Source organism: Halarsenatibacter silvermanii (assembly GCF_900103135.1).
GTDB lineage: Bacteria > Bacillota > Halanaerobiia > Halanaerobiales > Halarsenatibacteraceae > Halarsenatibacter > Halarsenatibacter silvermanii.
This window is the reverse complement of record NZ_FNGO01000010.1, coordinates 1-16,487: the sequence shown is the minus strand read 5'-3', so window position 1 is coordinate 16,487 and position 16,487 is coordinate 1. Positions and strand designations below refer to the sequence as shown.

Annotated in this window: 31 protein-coding genes; all 31 read right to left on the bottom strand. The window is 46.3% G+C overall.

Features of this window, described 5'->3' with window-relative positions; translation table 11 throughout:
• Positions 1–42 precede the first annotated feature (42 nt).
• Positions 43–384: a 50S ribosomal protein L17 gene (gene rplQ / locus BLT15_RS06635; protein ID WP_089759958.1), complete on the bottom strand. Its 342-nt coding sequence runs from the start codon at positions 382–384 to the stop codon at positions 43–45.
• A gap of 14 nt (positions 385–398) precedes the next feature.
• Positions 399–1,343 carry a DNA-directed RNA polymerase subunit alpha gene (locus BLT15_RS06630; RefSeq protein WP_089759956.1) on the bottom strand — a complete coding sequence of 315 codons (945 nt, stop codon included), beginning with the start codon at positions 1,341–1,343 and terminating at the stop codon, positions 399–401.
• A gap of 80 nt (positions 1,344–1,423) precedes the next feature.
• Positions 1,424–2,050 carry a 30S ribosomal protein S4 gene (gene rpsD / locus BLT15_RS06625; protein WP_089759954.1) on the bottom strand — a complete coding sequence of 209 codons (627 nt, stop codon included), beginning with the start codon at positions 2,048–2,050 and terminating at the stop codon, positions 1,424–1,426.
• Between the two features lie 34 nt (positions 2,051–2,084).
• Complete coding sequence (gene rpsK, locus BLT15_RS06620) at positions 2,085–2,474, bottom strand: 30S ribosomal protein S11 (protein WP_089759952.1); 390 nt, start codon at positions 2,472–2,474, stop codon at positions 2,085–2,087.
• Between the two features lie 81 nt (positions 2,475–2,555).
• Positions 2,556–2,912, bottom strand: coding sequence for a 30S ribosomal protein S13 (rpsM, locus tag BLT15_RS06615; RefSeq protein ID WP_089759951.1), 357 nt, complete (start codon positions 2,910–2,912; stop codon positions 2,556–2,558).
• Positions 2,913–2,930: 18 nt separating this feature from the next.
• Positions 2,931–3,044 (bottom strand): 50S ribosomal protein L36, encoded by a 114-nt coding sequence (rpmJ, locus tag BLT15_RS06610; RefSeq protein ID WP_089759949.1) that lies wholly within the window; start codon positions 3,042–3,044, stop codon positions 2,931–2,933.
• Between the two features lie 48 nt (positions 3,045–3,092).
• Positions 3,093–3,320, bottom strand: a complete 228-nt coding sequence (gene infA / locus BLT15_RS06605; RefSeq protein WP_089759946.1) for a translation initiation factor IF-1 — start codon at positions 3,318–3,320, stop codon at positions 3,093–3,095.
• Positions 3,321–3,428: 108 nt separating this feature from the next.
• Positions 3,429–4,178, bottom strand: a complete 750-nt coding sequence (gene map, locus BLT15_RS06600; RefSeq protein ID WP_089759944.1) for a type I methionyl aminopeptidase — start codon at positions 4,176–4,178, stop codon at positions 3,429–3,431.
• Positions 4,178–4,828, bottom strand: a complete 651-nt coding sequence (locus BLT15_RS06595; protein ID WP_089759942.1) for an adenylate kinase — start codon at positions 4,826–4,828, stop codon at positions 4,178–4,180. Before BLT15_RS06595 ends, map begins: the two co-directional genes overlap by 1 nt.
• An 18-nt stretch (positions 4,829–4,846) precedes the next feature.
• The gene (gene secY / locus BLT15_RS06590) at positions 4,847–6,124 is read right to left on the bottom strand and encodes a preprotein translocase subunit SecY (protein WP_089759940.1); all 1,278 of its coding nucleotides are present in this window, start codon (positions 6,122–6,124) and stop codon (positions 4,847–4,849) included.
• A gap of 1 nt (position 6,125) precedes the next feature.
• Positions 6,126–6,569, bottom strand: a complete 444-nt coding sequence (gene rplO, locus BLT15_RS06585; protein WP_089759936.1) for a 50S ribosomal protein L15 — start codon at positions 6,567–6,569, stop codon at positions 6,126–6,128.
• A gap of 29 nt (positions 6,570–6,598) precedes the next feature.
• Positions 6,599–7,105 carry a 30S ribosomal protein S5 gene (gene rpsE, locus BLT15_RS06580; protein WP_089759934.1) on the bottom strand — a complete coding sequence of 169 codons (507 nt, stop codon included), beginning with the start codon at positions 7,103–7,105 and terminating at the stop codon, positions 6,599–6,601.
• A 17-nt stretch (positions 7,106–7,122) separates the two neighbouring features.
• Positions 7,123–7,488: a 50S ribosomal protein L18 gene (rplR, locus tag BLT15_RS06575; protein ID WP_089759932.1), complete on the bottom strand. Its 366-nt coding sequence runs from the start codon at positions 7,486–7,488 to the stop codon at positions 7,123–7,125.
• Between the two features lie 29 nt (positions 7,489–7,517).
• A complete protein-coding gene (gene rplF / locus BLT15_RS06570) occupies positions 7,518–8,066 on the bottom strand; it encodes a 50S ribosomal protein L6 (RefSeq protein ID WP_089759930.1) in 549 nt (182 codons plus the stop codon).
• A 33-nt stretch (positions 8,067–8,099) separates the two neighbouring features.
• Positions 8,100–8,498, bottom strand: a complete 399-nt coding sequence (gene rpsH, locus BLT15_RS06565) for a 30S ribosomal protein S8 (protein WP_143423032.1) — start codon at positions 8,496–8,498, stop codon at positions 8,100–8,102.
• Between the two features lie 30 nt (positions 8,499–8,528).
• Positions 8,529–8,714 carry a type Z 30S ribosomal protein S14 gene (locus BLT15_RS06560; RefSeq protein WP_089759926.1) on the bottom strand — a complete coding sequence of 62 codons (186 nt, stop codon included), beginning with the start codon at positions 8,712–8,714 and terminating at the stop codon, positions 8,529–8,531.
• A gap of 29 nt (positions 8,715–8,743) precedes the next feature.
• Positions 8,744–9,283 (bottom strand): 50S ribosomal protein L5, encoded by a 540-nt coding sequence (gene rplE / locus BLT15_RS06555; RefSeq protein WP_089759925.1) that lies wholly within the window; start codon positions 9,281–9,283, stop codon positions 8,744–8,746.
• A 37-nt stretch (positions 9,284–9,320) separates the two neighbouring features.
• Positions 9,321–9,632, bottom strand: coding sequence for a 50S ribosomal protein L24 (rplX, locus tag BLT15_RS06550; RefSeq protein ID WP_089759923.1), 312 nt, complete (start codon positions 9,630–9,632; stop codon positions 9,321–9,323).
• A 20-nt stretch (positions 9,633–9,652) separates the two neighbouring features.
• Positions 9,653–10,021: a 50S ribosomal protein L14 gene (gene rplN, locus BLT15_RS06545; RefSeq protein WP_089759921.1), complete on the bottom strand. Its 369-nt coding sequence runs from the start codon at positions 10,019–10,021 to the stop codon at positions 9,653–9,655.
• Between the two features lie 27 nt (positions 10,022–10,048).
• On the bottom strand, positions 10,049–10,309 hold the full coding sequence (gene rpsQ, locus BLT15_RS06540) for a 30S ribosomal protein S17 (protein WP_089759919.1): 261 nt from the start codon (positions 10,307–10,309) through the stop codon (positions 10,049–10,051).
• 22 nt (positions 10,310–10,331) lie between these two features.
• Positions 10,332–10,535 carry a 50S ribosomal protein L29 gene (gene rpmC, locus BLT15_RS06535; protein WP_089759916.1) on the bottom strand — a complete coding sequence of 68 codons (204 nt, stop codon included), beginning with the start codon at positions 10,533–10,535 and terminating at the stop codon, positions 10,332–10,334.
• The gene (gene rplP / locus BLT15_RS06530) at positions 10,525–10,953 is read right to left on the bottom strand and encodes a 50S ribosomal protein L16 (RefSeq protein ID WP_089759914.1); all 429 of its coding nucleotides are present in this window, start codon (positions 10,951–10,953) and stop codon (positions 10,525–10,527) included. Before rplP ends, rpmC begins: the two co-directional genes overlap by 11 nt.
• Positions 10,954–10,982: 29 nt before the next feature.
• Complete coding sequence (gene rpsC / locus BLT15_RS06525) at positions 10,983–11,654, bottom strand: 30S ribosomal protein S3 (protein WP_089759912.1); 672 nt, start codon at positions 11,652–11,654, stop codon at positions 10,983–10,985.
• A 2-nt stretch (positions 11,655–11,656) separates the two neighbouring features.
• Positions 11,657–12,001 carry a 50S ribosomal protein L22 gene (gene rplV / locus BLT15_RS06520; protein WP_089759910.1) on the bottom strand — a complete coding sequence of 115 codons (345 nt, stop codon included), beginning with the start codon at positions 11,999–12,001 and terminating at the stop codon, positions 11,657–11,659.
• Between the two features lie 44 nt (positions 12,002–12,045).
• Positions 12,046–12,333 carry a 30S ribosomal protein S19 gene (gene rpsS, locus BLT15_RS06515; protein ID WP_268762231.1) on the bottom strand — a complete coding sequence of 96 codons (288 nt, stop codon included), beginning with the start codon at positions 12,331–12,333 and terminating at the stop codon, positions 12,046–12,048.
• Between the two features lie 20 nt (positions 12,334–12,353).
• On the bottom strand, positions 12,354–13,190 hold the full coding sequence (gene rplB / locus BLT15_RS06510; RefSeq protein WP_089759908.1) for a 50S ribosomal protein L2: 837 nt from the start codon (positions 13,188–13,190) through the stop codon (positions 12,354–12,356).
• Positions 13,191–13,249: 59 nt separating this feature from the next.
• The gene (gene rplW / locus BLT15_RS06505; RefSeq protein WP_089759906.1) at positions 13,250–13,540 is read right to left on the bottom strand and encodes a 50S ribosomal protein L23; all 291 of its coding nucleotides are present in this window, start codon (positions 13,538–13,540) and stop codon (positions 13,250–13,252) included.
• Entirely contained in the window at positions 13,533–14,165 is a 633-nt protein-coding gene (rplD, locus tag BLT15_RS06500) for a 50S ribosomal protein L4 (RefSeq protein ID WP_089759905.1), read from the bottom strand. The genes rplW and rplD overlap by 8 nt, the downstream gene beginning before the upstream one ends.
• 32 nt (positions 14,166–14,197) lie before the next feature.
• The gene (gene rplC, locus BLT15_RS06495) at positions 14,198–14,815 is read right to left on the bottom strand and encodes a 50S ribosomal protein L3 (protein ID WP_089759903.1); all 618 of its coding nucleotides are present in this window, start codon (positions 14,813–14,815) and stop codon (positions 14,198–14,200) included.
• 31 nt (positions 14,816–14,846) lie between these two features.
• On the bottom strand, positions 14,847–15,158 hold the full coding sequence (gene rpsJ / locus BLT15_RS06490) for a 30S ribosomal protein S10 (protein WP_089759901.1): 312 nt from the start codon (positions 15,156–15,158) through the stop codon (positions 14,847–14,849).
• Positions 15,159–15,269: 111 nt separating this feature from the next.
• Entirely contained in the window at positions 15,270–16,469 is a 1,200-nt protein-coding gene (gene tuf / locus BLT15_RS06485) for an elongation factor Tu (protein ID WP_089760129.1), read from the bottom strand.
• Between the last annotated feature and the right edge of the window lie 18 nt (positions 16,470–16,487).

Below are 16,487 nucleotides of genomic sequence, written 5' to 3'. Positions count from 1 at the left end.
CTCACACCTACTTAATCTGGAATTACCATGATCAGCTGAGATTTACTCAACCAGCTCAAGAATGGCTCTTTCCGAACCATCACCACGCCGGGGATACATTTTTAGTATGCGAGTATAACCTCCAGACCGATCGCTAAAACGAGGAGCTATTTCGTCAAAGAGTTTTTTGACTACATCTTTATCCTTCAGCTCTTCATGCACTGTCCGTCGATTTTTTAGGTTGCTGGTCTCGGCCGTGGTTATCATTTTTTCGGCCAGAGGCTGTAGTTCTTTCGCTTTAGGCAGGCTCGTTTCTATTCTTTCATGGCGAAAAAATTCAGTCAGCATGTTTCTAAACATTGCCCGCCTGTGTTTGCTCTTTTTATTCAATTTGCGCCTGACCATCATAAAAACCTCCTTCACTCTTCGTTTTGCTTAAGCTCCAGGTCGTATTCTGTTAATTTTTCCTTGATCTCCTTGAGCGATTTCTTACCCAGATTTCTGACCTTCATGAGATCATCCTCGGTTTTTTCAACGAGCTCTCCCACTGTATTTATGCCAGCCCGTTTAAGGCAGTTGGATGACCGGACAGAAAGCTCGAGTTCTTCTATCGACGTTTCAAAAATCTCGTTCTGTTCTTCTTCTTCAGTCTCCACCATAATTTCCATATCATCCATCTCTTCTGTTAGGCCGGTGAATAGCTCGAGATGTTCCACCATAATGCGGCCGGCAAGACTGACAGCATCATCGGGATGAATGCTTCCATCCGTATAAACCTCGAGAAATAATGCGTCGTAATCAGTTATCTGACCAACTCTGATATCCTCAACCCGGAAATTAGCTTTTTCTATAGGGCTGAAAGAAGCATCTATAGGTATCAAACCTATCACATCTTCGAACTCTTCCTTGTTTTGTTCGGAAGTGATGTAACCGCGTCCTTTATCAACGGTGACCTCCAAATTCAGTTCACCATCTGAAGCCAGGGTGGCAATTTTGTGATCCTCATTAATTATTTCCAGATCTCCGGAGAGAGTAAAATCACCGGCTTTGGCCACCTCTTTTTCCGAAACCTCGAGATTCATGGTCTGTCTTTCTTCACCGTCGTATCTAACAGTCACATCTTTTAAGTTTAGTATAATATCGGTAACATCCTCTACCACCCCGGGAATAGAGGTGAATTCGTGCCTGACTCCTTCTATTTTAACCGAAGTAATGGCAGCCCCGGGAAGAGAGGAAAGCAGAATTCTTCTCATAGAATTGCCCAGCGTGGTTCCAAATCCTCTTTCCAGAGGACTTATTCGATATTCACCATAGTTTTCATCCACTTCTACCCTTTCAATTTGAGGCTTTTCAATTTCAATCATTCCTGTACTAAAACCCCCTCATTTGCCATAATTCCCTGATTATCAGCGAACATATACCACTAATCCTCCTAGCAGAGGTATTAAAGTGAATAATACTCAACAATGAGCTGCTCGTTGATAGGATGCTCAATGTCTTCGCGTTCAGGCATCCTTATGACGGTTCCTTCCGCTTTTTCCATATCAGCACTCAACCATTCCGGGGGTGTATATTCGGAGTTTTTATCTTTGATCTGCTTGAAAAACTCCTTCTTGCGTGAAGAATCCTTGATGCTGAACTCATCGCCTTCTTTCATCTCGCGGGAAGGAATATCAGCTTTCCTGCCATTTACCAGCACGTGTCCGTGATTGACAAACTGCCTGGCCTGATCACGAGAAAGAGCAAAACCTGCCCTCAAAACCACGTTGTCAAGCCGGGTTTCAAGCAGCCTGAGGAAATTGGTTCCTGTCACGCCGCGCTGGCGTTCAGCTTTCTTAAAATAATTGTGAAACTGATTTTCCATCAGTCTGTACATCTTCCTCACCTTCTGTTTCTCACGCAGCTGATTTGCATATTCCGAATCTCCCCGACGACTTTCCCCCTGTTCTCCCGGAGCATATGGTCTTCTTTCAAAAGCACATTTATCGCTGAAGCATCTATCTCCCTTCAGATAAAGTTTTTCACTTTCGCGCCTGCAGTGCTTACATTTCGCTTCTGTATATCTGGCCATTATTTTTGCTTACACCTCCTAAACAATAGTATAATTAGACCCGCCGCCTTTTGGGAGGTCGGCAGCCATTATGAGGAATTGGGGTGATGTCTTTAATCAAAGTAACCTCAAGTCCAGCCGATTGCAGTGCTCTGATAGCCGACTCCCTTCCGGAGCCAGGCCCCTTTACAAATATCTGTATCTCTTTCAGCCCGCTCTCCTGAGCCTTCTCAGCCGCATTTTCGGCGGCCACCTGAGCGGCAAAAGGGGTGCTTTTACGGGAACCCTCATATCCAGCCTTGCCAGCACTGGACCAGGAAAGAACATTGCCCTCCATGTCAGTTATAGTGATAAGGGTGTTGTTAAAAGTCGATTTGATGTGCGCCTGACCTTTTTCCACCCTGCGCTGTTCTCTTTTGCCTGATTTTTTCCTCGCTGCAGCCATCTATCTACAAACCTCCTTCACTAAATTGTAGTCGTGCTGTCATCAAGCTGTTATCGGACTTTTCTTCGTGATCTGCCGGGATCAACCGGTGACTATATCTTTAGGGCCTTTTCTTGTCCTGGCGTTCGTCCTGGTCCTTTGACCCCGGACAGGCAGACCCTTTTTATGTCTGATTCCACGATAACAGCCAATATCTTTCAGCCTCTGAATGTCCGATTTGATCTCGCGCCGCAGCTCACCTTCTACCTGATATTGATCTATTTCACTGCGCAGACGGGCTATCTCAGCCTCGGTGAGATCTTTAACTCTGGTGTCCGGATCGACTCCAGCAGCTTCCAGAATTTCATTGGAACGCGAACGACCAATTCCATATATATAGGTCAAACCAATCTCAACTCTTTTGTTTTTAGGAAGATCAATACCTTCTATTCTTGCCATCTTTTTTCACCTCCTGGTTTAACCCTGCCGCTGCTTGTGTTTGGGATTTTCACAGATAACCATAACTCTACCATTGCGTCTTATGACCTTGCATTTATCGCATATCGGTTTTACTGAGGGCCTTACTTTCATAAAGCTGACACCTCCAGCTTATTCTAAAAATTTATAACGTTACTTCAATCAGTCTGCTTTGTGTCGATAGGTTATCCTGCCGCGGCTTAGATCATAGGGTGAAAGCTCCACGGTAACCCTATCTCCGGGCAGAATACGGATATAATTCATCCTCATCTTGCCGGATACATGAGCTAAAACCTCATGACCGTTATCGAGCTCCACTTTAAACATGGCATTGGGCAGAGGTTCAATAACCTCGCCTTCTACTTCGATAGGTTCTTCTTTATCAGTCATAATTAGCTTGATTCCCCCTCATTAAAAAGTGCGGGGTTTGAAATATTCCCCGGTCCATCTCAAGCCTGTCCTTCATTATAGCACATCTATCTTAACAGTGAAAGAAAGTCAGGGCCTGCTCATAATCAGGGGATCAGAATCCGTCAGAGCAATGGAATCTTCCCAGTGAGCTGATAGACTGCCGTCAGAAGTGACAACCGTCCAATCATCTTCGAGAGTCTCAACCTCGTATTCTCCAACATTGATCATGGGCTCGATAGCCAGTGTCATTCCCTCTTTCAGCTTCGGCCCTTCTCCGGGCGGTCCGAAATTAGGAATCTGAGGCTCCTCATGCATCTCCCGCCCTATGCCGTGTCCTACGTATTGACGAACCACGGAAAATCCTGCCTCCTCGGCGGTTTTCTGAACTGCTGCGGAGATATCGGTCAATCTGTTGCCTGCCCTGGCCTTATCGATGCCGTTATCGAGAGCTCTTTTTACGGTGTCTATCAACTTCTCTTTCTCATTATCCACCTGACCTATGGGTATAGTCCGGGCAGCATCGCCGTGAAAGCCCTGATAATAAACACCGATATCTATACTCAGTATATTACCCTCTTTTAAAATCCTATTCTGGTCGGGAATTCCATGAACAACTTCGTTATCAATAGATAGACATACAGAGGCAGGATACCCTTTATACCCTTTGAATGAGGGCTCTCCGCCACGGCCTTTGATGAACTCCTCGGCGGCTTCATCAAGTTCGGCGGTGCTGACTCCGGGAGCAGCTTTATCTCGAAGCATTTCATGAGCCTCAGCAACAATTTTATTGGCTTTCTTCATTTTTTCTATCTCTCGGGACGATTTCCTGACTATCATTACAGACTGTCCTCTAAAAGTTCTACAAAGCGCCCGTGTACCTCTTCCACATCTCCACTGGCATCAAATTCAACCAGCAGATCACGATCCTGATAATAATCCTGCAGATTTTTTATTTTTTCACGATTAACTTCCAGCCGTCTTTTCACCGTATCTTCCCTGTCATCACTGCGCTGTATCAGCTCAGCGCCACACCTGTCACAGACACCTTCTTTTTCAGGAGGGCTGTACTCAGTATGGTAATTTTCACCGCATTCAGGACAGACTCTCCGTCCGGTAAGCCTTTTCATCAGTTCATCCTCGGGCAGCACCATACTTATGACCAGGTCAAGTGAACTTTCCTGGTTTTCGAGAATTTCATCCAGAGCTTCGGCCTGTTCGACGGTCCTGGGAAATCCATCGAGTATAAAGCCTCCCTGACAATCCGGCTTTTTAAGCCTCTCCCTGACAATGCCTATAGTAACCTCATCGGGGACCAATTCACCCTCGTCCATATAACTTTTGGCCTCTTTGCCCAGCTCCGTCTCATTTTTAATGGCAGCCCGGAACATATCTCCGGTAGAGACGTGAGGTATTTCGTATTTTTCTTCGAGAAGTCCAGCCTGGGTGCCCTTACCAGCCCCGGGAAGACCCATCAAAACCAGATTCATTGATCAACCTCCTTTGCCTTATTCCATAAAACCTTCGTAATGACGCATGAGAAGATGCGACTCAATTTCCTGCATCGTCTGCAGCGCCACACCAACCATTATCAGCAGAGATGTTCCGCCAAAAGCAATGTCCACGCCGGTAAGAGGCCTCATGGCGAAGGGAAGCAGAGCCACAACTGTCAGAAATACAGCTCCCACCAGTGTAACCCTTACCAGGATCTTATCGAGATAATCTATAGTAGCTCTACCCGGTCTTATGCCCGGTATGAAGCCTCCCTGCTCTTTCATGTTTTCGGCGACCTCTTCCGGATTAAATGTGATGGCAGTATAAAAGTAAGTGAAGAAGAATGTAAGCGTACCGTAAAGCACCATGTAAAGCGTCGAACCCGGCTGAATCAGAGTTGCCAATCCTTCCGCCCATTCAAAGGGCAGTATTTGCGAAAGCACCCCGGGAAAGAGCAGTACTGAAGAAGCGAATATTACGGGCATCACTCCGGCCTGATTGACCTTCATGGGAATATGAGTGCTGCGGCCGCCGTAAACTTTTCGCCCTACAATCCGCTTGGAATACTGCACCGGTATCCTTCTTTCACCCTGCTGGATAAATACTATACCGGCAACTATCATAACTGCCAGAATGGCGAACAGCACCAGATTGAATACGGTAATGGTGCCGGCCCGGAAAAGTGTCCAGGTTTCAGCCAGCTCCATGGGAAATCGGGCTATGATAGAAGTAAAAATCAATATAGAAATACCATTGCCGATTCCGTGCTCGTTTATCTGCTCACCCAGCCACATCAAAATGGCAGTACCGGCAGTTAAACTTATAATGATCGATATCCAGTCAAACATACTGGCATCGGGAACGGCTCCAAACTGGGCAATATAAGTAGTAATACCTATGCTTTGAATTACAGCAAGTACCACTGTGAGATAGCGTGTATATTTGGCTATCTTTTTCTTGCCTTCCCGACCCTGTCTGGCCAGCTCTTCAAGCTGAGGAATTACTACCTGCAAAAGCTGAAGAATAATTGAAGCTGTGATATAAGGTGTTATGCTCATGGCAAACACGGAAAAATTGCTCAAAGCCCCTCCGGCAAACATATCAAAAAATTCAAGAGCACCTCCGGCTCCCTCGCCGTTGGCACCAAACATCATATCCTGAACAATTCCTATATCCACACCGGGAACGGGGATGTGAGCTCCGATACGATAAACAACCATAACACCCAGAACAAACAGCACTCTATTGCGGAGCTCTCTTACTTTAAAGACGTTTTTGAGAGAGCTTAACACGTTAAATCACCTCGGTCTTCCCACCGGCGGCCTCGATTTTCTCGCAGGCTGACTCGCTGAAATCGTGGGCCTTAACCTCGAGGGCCACTTCCAGCTCTCCATCGCCCAGTATCTTGACCCCGTCTTTACCTATTTTGGAAATAAACCCTTCTTCTTCAAGCAGCTCGGGTGTAACTTCAGTATCAGATGAAAGTCTGTTCAGCTGCCCAACATTGACGATACTCACGTCACGCTTAAATTGATTGGTGAAACCAACCTTGGGAAGCCTGCGAAACAGTCGGGTCTGTCCTCCCTCAAATATGGGATGAACATTACCACCCGAACGGGCATTTTGACCTTTGACTCCTCTGCCGCAAAAGGCACCGCGTCCGGAGCCGCTTCCTCGACCAACACGCTGCTTTTTTCTTTTAGAGCCTTCTTTCGGGCTGAGATTGTGGAGTTTCATTCCGGCACCTCCCTCTAAATTACATGTGATTATCCTTTTATTTCTTCTACTGACTTTCCTCGCAAACGAGCAACTTCTTCCACATCCTTGAGTCTTTCAAGACCATCGACGGCAGCTTTGACCATATTTATAGGATTGGAGCTGCCGATGGATTTGGTGAGAATGTCTCTAATGCCGGCCAGCTCTAGTACTGCTCTGACAGGACCTCCGGCGATAACTCCTGTTCCTGGAGCTGCAGGTTTAAGAAGAACCTTGCCAGCTCCAAAAACACCATTTATCTCGTGAGGAATAGTTTCTTCCACCATCGGAACCTCGATAAGATTTTTCTTGCCATCATCAATACCTTTTCTGATGGCCTCAGGAACCTCGTTGGCTTTACCGTAACCTGCTCCCACGTGGCCGTCTTCATCACCGACTACCACCAGGGCGCTGAAACTAAATTTTCTTCCCCCTTTTACAACTTTTGAAACTCGATTTATATCGACAACCCTTTCATCGAGATCGAGTTTTTCAGGGTTAATTCCGGGATATCTCATTTAATCGCCTCCTTTTCTTAAAACTCGAGGCCGGCTTCCCGCGCTGCTTCTGCCAGCGCTTTAACCCGGCCGTGATATTGATAGCCTGCTCTATCAAAAACAACTTTTTCTATGCCTTCTTCCAGTGCTCTATTGGCCACAAATTCCCCGACTACCCGGGCAGCCTCTTTATTGCCGCCATATTCTACTTTTTGAGCTATCTCGGGTTCATCGGTTGATGCCGAAACCAGCGTTTCTCTGCGCAGATCGTCTATAACCTGAACATGGATATTTTTCAGGCTTCTATTCACGCACATCCGTGGTCTGCTGGGAGTACCCATAATATCTTTTCTTATTCGCTTGTGACGTCTCTCCCGGGCTTCCCGCTTATCCAGCTGACTCATATGAATCCCTCCATTCTACGAGATTATTCCTATTCAGTCGTAGCCGCAGCAGTCTTGCCTTCCTTGCGACGAATATTTTCACCTTTATATCTGATACCTTTACCCTTGTAAGGTTCAGGTTCCCGTACTGATCTTATACGGGCAGCTACATCTCCTACAAGCTGTTTATCGGTGCCCTTAACTTTTATATCTGTTCCATTTTCAATTTCGAATTCGATGTTGCCCGGTGCATCTATGAAAACGGGATGCGAGTATCCTACCTCGAGCTTGATAGAATTTCCCTGAAGCGAGGCACTATAACCCACTCCCTTCATTTCCAGTTCGCGGGTAAAGCCTTCGGTAACACCTTCTATCATGCTGTCTATGATGCTTCTCATCATGCCCTGGAGAGCCCTTGTTTCCTTGTTATCCTCTTTCATTTTAACCTTTAGCTGATCTTCCTCGACCTCCAGAGTCAAAGATTCATGAATTTCTTTGCACATATCCCCCATCGGTCCGGAGACAGTTATCTCTTTTTCATCTAAATTGACATCCACTTTATCCGGCAGTTCAACCGGCTGTTTACCTATCCTGGACACATCGCTCACCTCCCTCGAGATTACGGAGTTTTGTTACCAGACGTAACAGAGAACTTCTCCTCCTATACCCTGTCGGCGGGCATCTTTATTCGACATTACACCCTGTGAAGTAGAGATAACGGCAATGCCGAGTCCACCGAGCACTTCAGGTATTTCATTTTTGTTGACATAAACCCTCAGACCCGGTTTGCTGATCCTTTTTAAACCAGTTATAACTTTTTCGCCATTCTTGCCGTACTTGAGATATAATCTTATATCATTTTGAGGGTGTCTTTCAATCATCTTAACATCGTCAACAAAACCCTCTTCATCGAGAATTTCTGCTATACCCTTTTTTAGATTGGAGGCAGGCATATTAACCACTTCTTTGTCGGCCTGATTGGCATTGCGTATCCTGGTCAGCATATCGGCGATAGGATCGCTGTTCATTATAAAACCCTCCTTTCAACTTTCAACAATCTTTTACCAGCTGGCTTTCTTTACTCCCGGAATTTCGCCTTTGTGAGCCAGCTCTCTAAAGCAGACCCGACAGAGATCAAACTTTCTCATATATCCCCGGGCTCTGCCGCAGCGTCCGCAGCGGTTAACCCCCCGGGTCGAATATTTCTGTTCTTTATTTGCCTTTTCAACCAAAGCTTTTCGAGGCAAGGATAATCCCTCCTCAATTTTAATTTTTGTTAATCGTTAAAAGGCATACCCATTTTTTTGAGAAGCTGGTAGCCTTCTTCGTCATCTTCAGCAGAAGTTACAATAGTAATCTGCAGACCGGTAATCTGATCAACCTCTTCCACATCTACCTCGGGGAATATGGTGTGATCTCTTATCCCGATACTGTAATTACCTCTGCCATCAAATGAATCACGAGAAACTCCCCGAAAGTCTCTGATTCTGGGCAGGGCAATATTGATAAGCCGGTAAACAAATTCATACATATTTTTGTCCCTGAGGGTGACCTTCATACCAACGGGCATACCCTCTCGAATCTTAAAATTGGCAATAGCCTTCTTGGCCCGGGTTACTGTAGGCTGCTGGCCGGCGATCATGGTTATATCTCCCATGACAGATTCCAGCAGTTTGGGGTCCTCTTTAGCATCTCCCAGGCCCACATTGATAATTACCTTATCGAGTTCGGGCGTCTCCATGACATTATCATAATTCAACTCTTCTTTCAAAGCTGGTCTAATTTCTTCTTTGTACTGCCTGGCTAAAACTGACATCTAAGACCCTCCCTTCTTTCTGCATTTCCTCCCGCTATTAATCAACAATCTCGTCGCACTTTTTGCAGTATCGGACCTTGTCACCGCTATCGGTAAACTGATATCCAACTCTGCTTTTTTGGTCGCAACTTGGACATACGAGCATGACATTGGAAACATGTACAGGAGCTTCGTTCTCGATGATGCCTCCCTGGGACATGTCCTGGGTGGGACGCATGTGCCGGTGAACAATATTAACATCTTCGACGAGCACTCGTTCTTCATCGCGGTCGACATTCAAGATTTTGCCTCTTTTGCCTATGTCTTTACCGTATATCACTTCGACCATATCTCCCTGCTTGACTTTCACTTTACACCCCTCCTTTACAGCTATAATACCTCCGGAGCCAGAGAGATTATCTTCATATGATTTTTATCGCGAAGTTCCCTGGTAACCGGCCCGAAAATCCGGGTTCCTTTGGGGTTATCCACCTCGTCTACGATAACTGCTGCATTTTCGTCAAATTTAATGTAAGAACCATCCGGTCGTTTGGTTTCTTTTTTGGTCCGCACTATGAGAGCAGTTACTATCTCGCCTTTATCGACCATCCCGTCGGGGATAGCCTCCTTAACAGAACAGATTATTTTTTCACCGATGCCGGCATATTGTTTGCCGCTGCTGCCCGGCACCCTGATGCAGACCAGTTCTCTAGCCCCAGAGTTGTCAGCAACTTTGAGGCTGCTTTCAGCCTGAATCATCTTAACCACTCCTTTGCAGACTGATAATTATTTCGCTTTCTCCAGTATTTTGGTAACTCGCCAGTTTTTCGTTTTGCTGATAGGCCGGGTTTCAGTTATCTCCACAGTATCACCTTCCCGGCAGCGATTCTCTTCATCGTGTGCTTTAAACCTTTTTCCGCGTCTTATAGTTTTCTTGTATAGATCATGCTGTTTGCGTCTGATAACTTTAACGGTGACAGTTTTGTCCATCTTATCGCTCACAACTTCACCTATTTCTACTTTGCGATCGTGGCTGTTTTGAGCCATGGTACACCTCCTTTTATCTCACTCATCTCTGTCTGATGCCCAATTCTCGTTCTCGCTTTATGGTCTTGATGCGGGCTATGGTCCTGCGCACCTGTTTGATCCTCATAGGATTATCCAGCTGAGCGGTGGCATTCTGAAACCTAAGATTAAAAAGCTCTTCCTTAAATTCATCCAGCTTTTGATCCAGTTCAAGATCTGTAAGATCTCTTAATTCTTCAGCCCTCATTGGACTCACCACCATCTCTGGCAACAAACTGAGTTTGGATTGGAAGCTTGTGAGAAGCAAGTCTCATAGCTTCTCTAGCATCTTCTTCTTCTATACCGGCAATTTCAAACATTATGCGGCCTGGCTTTACTACAGCCACCCATTTTTCAACTTCGCCTTTACCGCTGCCCATTCTGGTCTCAGCGGGCTTGGCGGTAACAGGCTTATCCGGAAAAATCTTGACCCAAACTTTACCACCTTTTTTGATAAATCTTGTCAGAGCTATGCGTGCTGACTCAATCTGTCTATTGGTAATCCAGGCGGGTTCTAGGGCCTGCAGACCATATTCGCCAAATGTCACTTTGGTCCCGCGGACTGCCTTTCCTTTCATTCTACCGCGCTGGTGTTTTCTGTGCTTGATTCTTTTCGGTACTAACATTCTCTGCTGCCTCCTTTCTATCAGCTATCTTACTTATCGGCTGTCGATTTCTGCCCCTCTTCGTCTTCTACGTCGGGCAGAATTTCACCGTGATTAATCCAAACTTTGACACCGATGCTGCCGTACTTGGTATTGGCTTCAGCAAAGCCATAATCGATATCCGCACGGACAGTGTGAAGCGGTACAGCACCTTCATGGTATCCTTCCGTCCTGGCCATCTCGGCGCCGCCAAGTCTGCCGCTGGACTTGACTCTGAAACCCTCAGCTCCCATTCTCATCGCTCGATTAAGAGCCTGTTTCATGGCCCGGCGGAAAGAAACGCGCTGCAGCAGCTGACCGGCGATATTTTCAGCAACCAGTTGAGCATCCAATTCTGGATCTTCAACCTCAACCACGTTTATCTGAACATTTCTGCCGGTCATATTCTCAATTTCTTCTCTGAGTGCATCGACCTCGGAACCTCCACGGCCGATGACCATTCCTGGTCGGGCGGCATGAATATCTATTTTCAATCTTTTGGCTGCTCTCTTGATGACCACCCGGGATATACCAGCTTCAAACATTTTATCTTTAATATGGGTTCTGATATCCAGATCTTCATGAAGCATTTCGGAATAATTGTTGCGATCAGCATACCATTTTGCATCCCAGTCTTTGATAACCCCAACTCTCATCCCATGTGGATGGACTTTGTTACCCAAACTTATCCCTCCTCCTTTTCATCGCTAACCACAATTGTTATGTGGCTTGTACGTTTGCGTATAGTGGAAGCCTGACCCATAGCTCGAGGCTTATAGCGTTTCATGGTCGGGCCCTGATCAACAAAAGCTTCCGAAATATATAGCTCATCTCTGATCATTTCATGATTGTGTTCAGCATTGGCTGCAGCCGAATTAATTACATCCTCGATCATATCCGAGGCTTTTCTCGGAGTATTCTTCAAAATGCCTATAGCTTCATCAACATCTTTTCCCCGTACAAGATCGATAACCTGTCTGGCCTTGCGTGGAGAAATTCTCTGGTGCTTGGCAACAGCTCGCGTCTCCATCATAACCCTCCTCTTTCGGATTGAATCTTATTTGCGGACGCTTATTATTTGAGGGCTGTAGACCTCTCAGTATGTCGCCCGTGTCCCCGGAATATTCTGGTGGGAGCAAATTCACCAAGTTTGTGACCAACCATCTCTTCAGTGATGTAAATTGGGACATGCTTTCGTCCATCATGAACAGCAATGGTATGTCCCACCATTTCCGGATAAATTGTGGAACTACGGGACCAGGTTCTTACAACCTCTTTTTCCCCGCTCTCATTCATCCCTTCAATTCTCTCCATGAGCTTCTTTTCTACAAAAGGACCGTTTTTAAATGCCGCTTCAGCCAATATTACTCCCCTCCTTTCGATTACTTATCCTTTTTATCATGACGGGATTTTACGATGCTTTCATCTGACTTTTTGCGCTTGCGGGTCTGCTTGCCCATGGTCTTTTTACCCCAGGGCGTTACGGGATGTCGACCTGGAGGTGATTTGCCTTCTCCACCACCGTGAGGATGGTCCACAGGGTTCATAACCATACCGCGCACTTCAGGCCGCTTGCCCTGCCAGCGCGTACGTCCCGCTTTACCGGAAACCACGTTCTCGTGTTCGATATTGCCAACCTGTCCTACTGTAGCCCGACAGTTTTTATTGACCAGGCGAACTTCACCTGAGGGGAGTTTAACATGAACGTGCTTTTCCTCTCTGGCCAATACCTGTGCTATCGCACCAGCTGCTCTGGCCAGCTGTCCGCCTTTACCGGGCTGAAGTTCGACGTTGTGGACTATGGTGCCAACCGGTACATTTTTCAATGGAACCGCATTGCCAGGTTTGATATCAACGTTATCGCCAGCCTCAAGCTCGTCTCCTACCTCGACTCCATCCGGAGCCAGAATATATCTTTTCTCTCCATCATGATAGTGAAGTAGAGCTATGCGGGCTGAGCGATTAGGGTCGTATTCGATGCTGGCAACCGTGGCAGGAACGTTTTCTTTGTCCCGCTTAAAATCAATAACTCTATATTTTCTTTTGTGGCCGCCGCCCCTTCGACGCGAAGTAATACGACCGTTCGAATTACGTCCGCCAGTTTTCTTGATCGGCTTTGTTAAACTGGCTTCCGGTTCCGTTTCGGTGATCTCTTCGAAATCGGGAACAGTCATATAACGCCGGGAAGGGGTGGTCGGTTTAAATGTCTTGATGCCCATGACAAAACCTCCTTGCTGAACTTATTTTCACAGACTAAAGAGTTTCTTTTACAGCTTCTTTATACTCCTTCAAAAAGCTCGATCGAATCCCCGTCGGAAAGTTTAACAACTGCTTTTTTCCAGTCGGGTCGCTTGCCTTCATTGTAACCCAGACGTCTGGTTTTACCTCTATAGTTCATAGTATTAACATTTTCCACCTTCACGTTAAAGGCTTCCTCTATGGCCTGGCGAATTTCTATTTTATTAGCTCCGGGATCTACCTGAAAAGTGTAGACATTATTTTCTTCCATTTGCTGCATGCTTTTCTCGGTAACTATCGGTGCTATAACGACATCTCTGAGATCATCCACAGAAAACCACCTCCTCTAACCGGGAAAGGGCGGCTTCAGGCATGACTATCATTTCATTATCGAGCAGATCATAGGTGTTTAATGCATCCAAAACCAGAGTTCTGGCGCTGGGAATGTTTCGGAAGGAAAGATAGGTGTTTTCATCTTTCTCAGGCAGAATGAATAACAATTTCTTTTCATCCATCCCCAGATCTTCGAGCAGACTTTTGGCATCTCGTGTGCAGGGTTTTTCAAACTCAAGCTCGTCCAGGATGATAAGTTCATCCTCCTGCAGTTTAGCCGAAAGAACGCTGCGGAGAGCAAGTTTTTTGGTCTTTTTGTTCACCTTTTTTTCATAAGAACGCGGTTTGGGACCAAAAGTTACTCCTCCACCCACCCAGATGGGGGACCTAATACTACCATGGCGGGCCCGTCCTGTTCCTTTCTGTCGCCAGGGTTTTCTGCCTCCACCGGCCACTTCAGGCCGTTCTTTGGTCGAAGCCGTTCCCTGACGGCGGGCCGCCAGTTGAGCTGTGACGACTTTATGAACTACGTGTTCATTTATTTCTTCAGCAAAAATATCATCACTCAGATCTACAGTGTCGATATTTTCGCCTGCTGTGTTTATCATATTAACTTCAGGCATTATCAGACTCCTCCTTCCCTGCCGGAGATAAATTAATTAGTTCTTCTGATCTCAACAATTCCTTTTTCCGGCCCCGGAATAGAACCTTTCACAAGCAGTACATCGCGCTCGGGTATAATTCTCATAACTTTGAGGTTTTTGATAGTGGTACGATTATGACCCATTCGCCCCGGCATCTTTTGATCTTTAAATACTCTTTCCGGGCCGAGCGCGCCCACTGAACCAGGGGCTCTATCAAGTCCGAAGCCATGAGTGGCAGGACCTGTACTGTGTCCATGTCTTTTAATATTTCCACTGAATCCTTTACCACGGGTTATTCCGCTCACATCGACTTTATCACCCGGAGAAAATAAATTTATGTCGATTTCATCTCCGACCTCGTATTCATCTATATCAGCTTTAAATTCTCGCAGATACTTTCTTGGTTCCAGATCATGCTTATCAAAAAGTCCGAGCTCTGGTTTATTCAAACTTTTCGCCTTAACCTTTTCAAATCCGAGTTTAACAGCTTCATAGCCATCATTTTCTTCAGTTTTTATCTGGGTAACGACACATGGTCCGGCTTCTATAGCTGTTACCGGCACCAGCTCTCCCTTTTCAGAAAAAATTTGCGTCATACCCTTTTTCCTGCCAATCAAACCTATAGCCATAGTTCTCACCTCCAATCTCAAACCCTTTATCTTAGAGTTTGATTTCTATATTTACGCCTGCAGGCAGATCCAGCCTCATGAGAGCATCCACAGTTTTAGAACTGGGTTCTTTGATGTCAATCAGTCTTTTGTGAGTTCTCATTTCAAATTGTTCGCGCGCATCTTTGTGAATGTGAGGCGATCTCAAAACGGTAAAAACTTCTTTATCGGTCGGCAAAGGCACCGGGCCGGATATCTGAGCGCCGGTTCTTTCAGCCGTATTGACGATCTTTTTGGCCGATTTATCCAGCAATTCGTGCTCATAGGCCTTGAGCTTAATTCTTATTTTTTCCTGTTGAGGCATTCTCTTCCCTCCTTTTCCTGACAGCTCCTGATTCAATCTTTCATTTTATGCACTATCTTCATGCGCAATCGAGCCATAGAAAAGCGAGGAAGAAATCTCCCCGCTTTTCTCTTACTCGAGAATTTCGGTAATGACACCGGCGCCGACTGTGTTGCCGCCTTCTCTGATAGCAAACCTCAATCCTTCTTCCATCGCTATCGGCGTGATCAGCTCTCCCTGCATCTCTATATTATCTCCCGGCATTACCATCTCTACTCCCTCGGGCAGCCTTATCGTTCCTGTCACATCCGTCGTCCTAAAATAAAACTGCGGACGATATCCGTCAAAAAACGGCGTGTGTCTGCCTCCCTCATCCTGGGAAAGCACATATACCTCCGCGCTGAACTTCGTATACGGCTCTATGCTGCCCGGCTCTGCCAGCACCTGTCCTCTCTCTACCTCTTCTCTGTCTATACCTCTAAGCAGGGCTCCTATATTGTCTCCTGCTACCGCTTCGTCCAATAACTTCCTGAACATCTCTATACCTGTAACTACCGTATCCTGCGTCTCCTTTATCCCTACTATCTCTACCTCGTCTCCCGGCTCTATCCGGCCTCTTTCCACTCGACCGGTCGCTACCGTCCCTCTACCTGTTATGCTGAATACATCCTCAACAGGCATCAAAAACGGCTTGTCCTCATCTCTCTCCGGGGTCGGTATATGCTCGTCTACCGCTTCCATAAGCTCAACCACGCTGGCTGCATGCTCGTTCTCGTCTATCTCGGGATTCTCCAACGCCTCCAGCGCCGATCCTACCACTATCGGTGTCTCCGCTCCGTCAAAATCGTACTCGTCCAATAACTCCCTTACTTCCATCTCCACTAACTCTATAAGCTCTTCATCATCCACCATATCTGCCTTGTTCAAATACACTACCATAGCCGGTACCCCTACCTGACGGGCCAACAGTATATGCTCTCTGGTCTGGGGCATTGGTCCGTCTGCTGCAGATACTACAAGTATCGCTCCGTCCATCTGCGCTGCTCCTGTGATCATGTTCTTTACATAATCAGCATGACCAGGACAATCCACGTGAGCATAATGCCGGTTTTCTGTCTCGTATTCCACATGCGAGGTCGCTATCGTTATCCCCCGCTCCTGCTCTTCCGGCGCATTATCTATATTGTCAAAATCCATTACCTCTGCTTCTCCATAATTGGCCAATACCCTCGTGATCGCTGCCGTCAATGTCGTCTTCCCATGATCTACATGCCCTATCGTACCTAAATTTAAATGCTCCTTCGTCCTTTCAAACTTCTCCTTGTTTGCCATCCTCATCATCCTCCTTTG

What these genes read in the sequence shown, in the direction of transcription:
- rplQ (WP_089759958.1), bottom strand. Translation starts at nt 384, where the DNA reads ATGGTCAGGCGCAAATTGAATAAAAAGAGCAAACACAGGCGGGCAATG.
- BLT15_RS06630 (WP_089759956.1), bottom strand. Translation starts at nt 1,343, where the DNA reads ATGATTGAAATTGAAAAGCCTCAAATTGAAAGGGTAGAAGTGGATGAA.
- rpsD (WP_089759954.1), bottom strand. Translation starts at nt 2,050, where the DNA reads ATGGCCAGATATACAGAAGCGAAATGTAAGCACTGCAGGCGCGAAAGT.
- rpsK (WP_089759952.1), bottom strand. Translation starts at nt 2,474, where the DNA reads ATGGCTGCAGCGAGGAAAAAATCAGGCAAAAGAGAACAGCGCAGGGTG.
- rpsM (WP_089759951.1), bottom strand. Translation starts at nt 2,912, where the DNA reads ATGGCAAGAATAGAAGGTATTGATCTTCCTAAAAACAAAAGAGTTGAG.
- rpmJ (WP_089759949.1), bottom strand. Translation starts at nt 3,044, where the DNA reads ATGAAAGTAAGGCCCTCAGTAAAACCGATATGCGATAAATGCAAGGTC.
- infA (WP_089759946.1), bottom strand. Translation starts at nt 3,320, where the DNA reads ATGACTGATAAAGAAGAACCTATCGAAGTAGAAGGCGAGGTTATTGAA.
- map (WP_089759944.1), bottom strand. Translation starts at nt 4,178, where the DNA reads ATGATAGTCAGGAAATCGTCCCGAGAGATAGAAAAAATGAAGAAAGCC.
- BLT15_RS06595 (WP_089759942.1), bottom strand. Translation starts at nt 4,828, where the DNA reads ATGAATCTGGTTTTGATGGGTCTTCCCGGGGCTGGTAAGGGCACCCAG.
- rplO (WP_089759936.1), bottom strand. Translation starts at nt 6,569, where the DNA reads ATGAAACTCCACAATCTCAGCCCGAAAGAAGGCTCTAAAAGAAAAAAG.
- rpsE (WP_089759934.1), bottom strand. Translation starts at nt 7,105, where the DNA reads ATGAGATATCCCGGAATTAACCCTGAAAAACTCGATCTCGATGAAAGG.
- rplR (WP_089759932.1), bottom strand. Translation starts at nt 7,488, where the DNA reads ATGAGTCAGCTGGATAAGCGGGAAGCCCGGGAGAGACGTCACAAGCGA.
- rplE (WP_089759925.1), bottom strand. Translation starts at nt 9,283, where the DNA reads ATGTCAGTTTTAGCCAGGCAGTACAAAGAAGAAATTAGACCAGCTTTG.
- rplN (WP_089759921.1), bottom strand. Translation starts at nt 10,021, where the DNA reads ATGATTCAGGCTGAAAGCAGCCTCAAAGTTGCTGACAACTCTGGGGCT.
- rpsQ (WP_089759919.1), bottom strand. Translation starts at nt 10,309, where the DNA reads ATGGCTCAAAACAGCCACGATCGCAAAGTAGAAATAGGTGAAGTTGTG.
- rpmC (WP_089759916.1), bottom strand. Translation starts at nt 10,535, where the DNA reads ATGAGGGCTGAAGAATTAAGAGATCTTACAGATCTTGAACTGGATCAA.
- rplP (WP_089759914.1), bottom strand. Translation starts at nt 10,953, where the DNA reads ATGTTAGTACCGAAAAGAATCAAGCACAGAAAACACCAGCGCGGTAGA.
- rplV (WP_089759910.1), bottom strand. Translation starts at nt 12,001, where the DNA reads ATGGAGACGCGAGCTGTTGCCAAGCACCAGAGAATTTCTCCACGCAAG.
- rplB (WP_089759908.1), bottom strand. Translation starts at nt 13,190, where the DNA reads ATGGGCATCAAGACATTTAAACCGACCACCCCTTCCCGGCGTTATATG.
- rplD (WP_089759905.1), bottom strand. Translation starts at nt 14,165, where the DNA reads ATGCCTGAAGTTAATATGATAAACACAGCAGGCGAAAATATCGACACT.
- rplC (WP_089759903.1), bottom strand. Translation starts at nt 14,815, where the DNA reads ATGGCTATAGGTTTGATTGGCAGGAAAAAGGGTATGACGCAAATTTTT.
- rpsJ (WP_089759901.1), bottom strand. Translation starts at nt 15,158, where the DNA reads ATGCCTCAACAGGAAAAAATAAGAATTAAGCTCAAGGCCTATGAGCAC.
- tuf (WP_089760129.1), bottom strand. Translation starts at nt 16,469, where the DNA reads ATGGCAAACAAGGAGAAGTTTGAAAGGACGAAGGAGCATTTAAATTTA.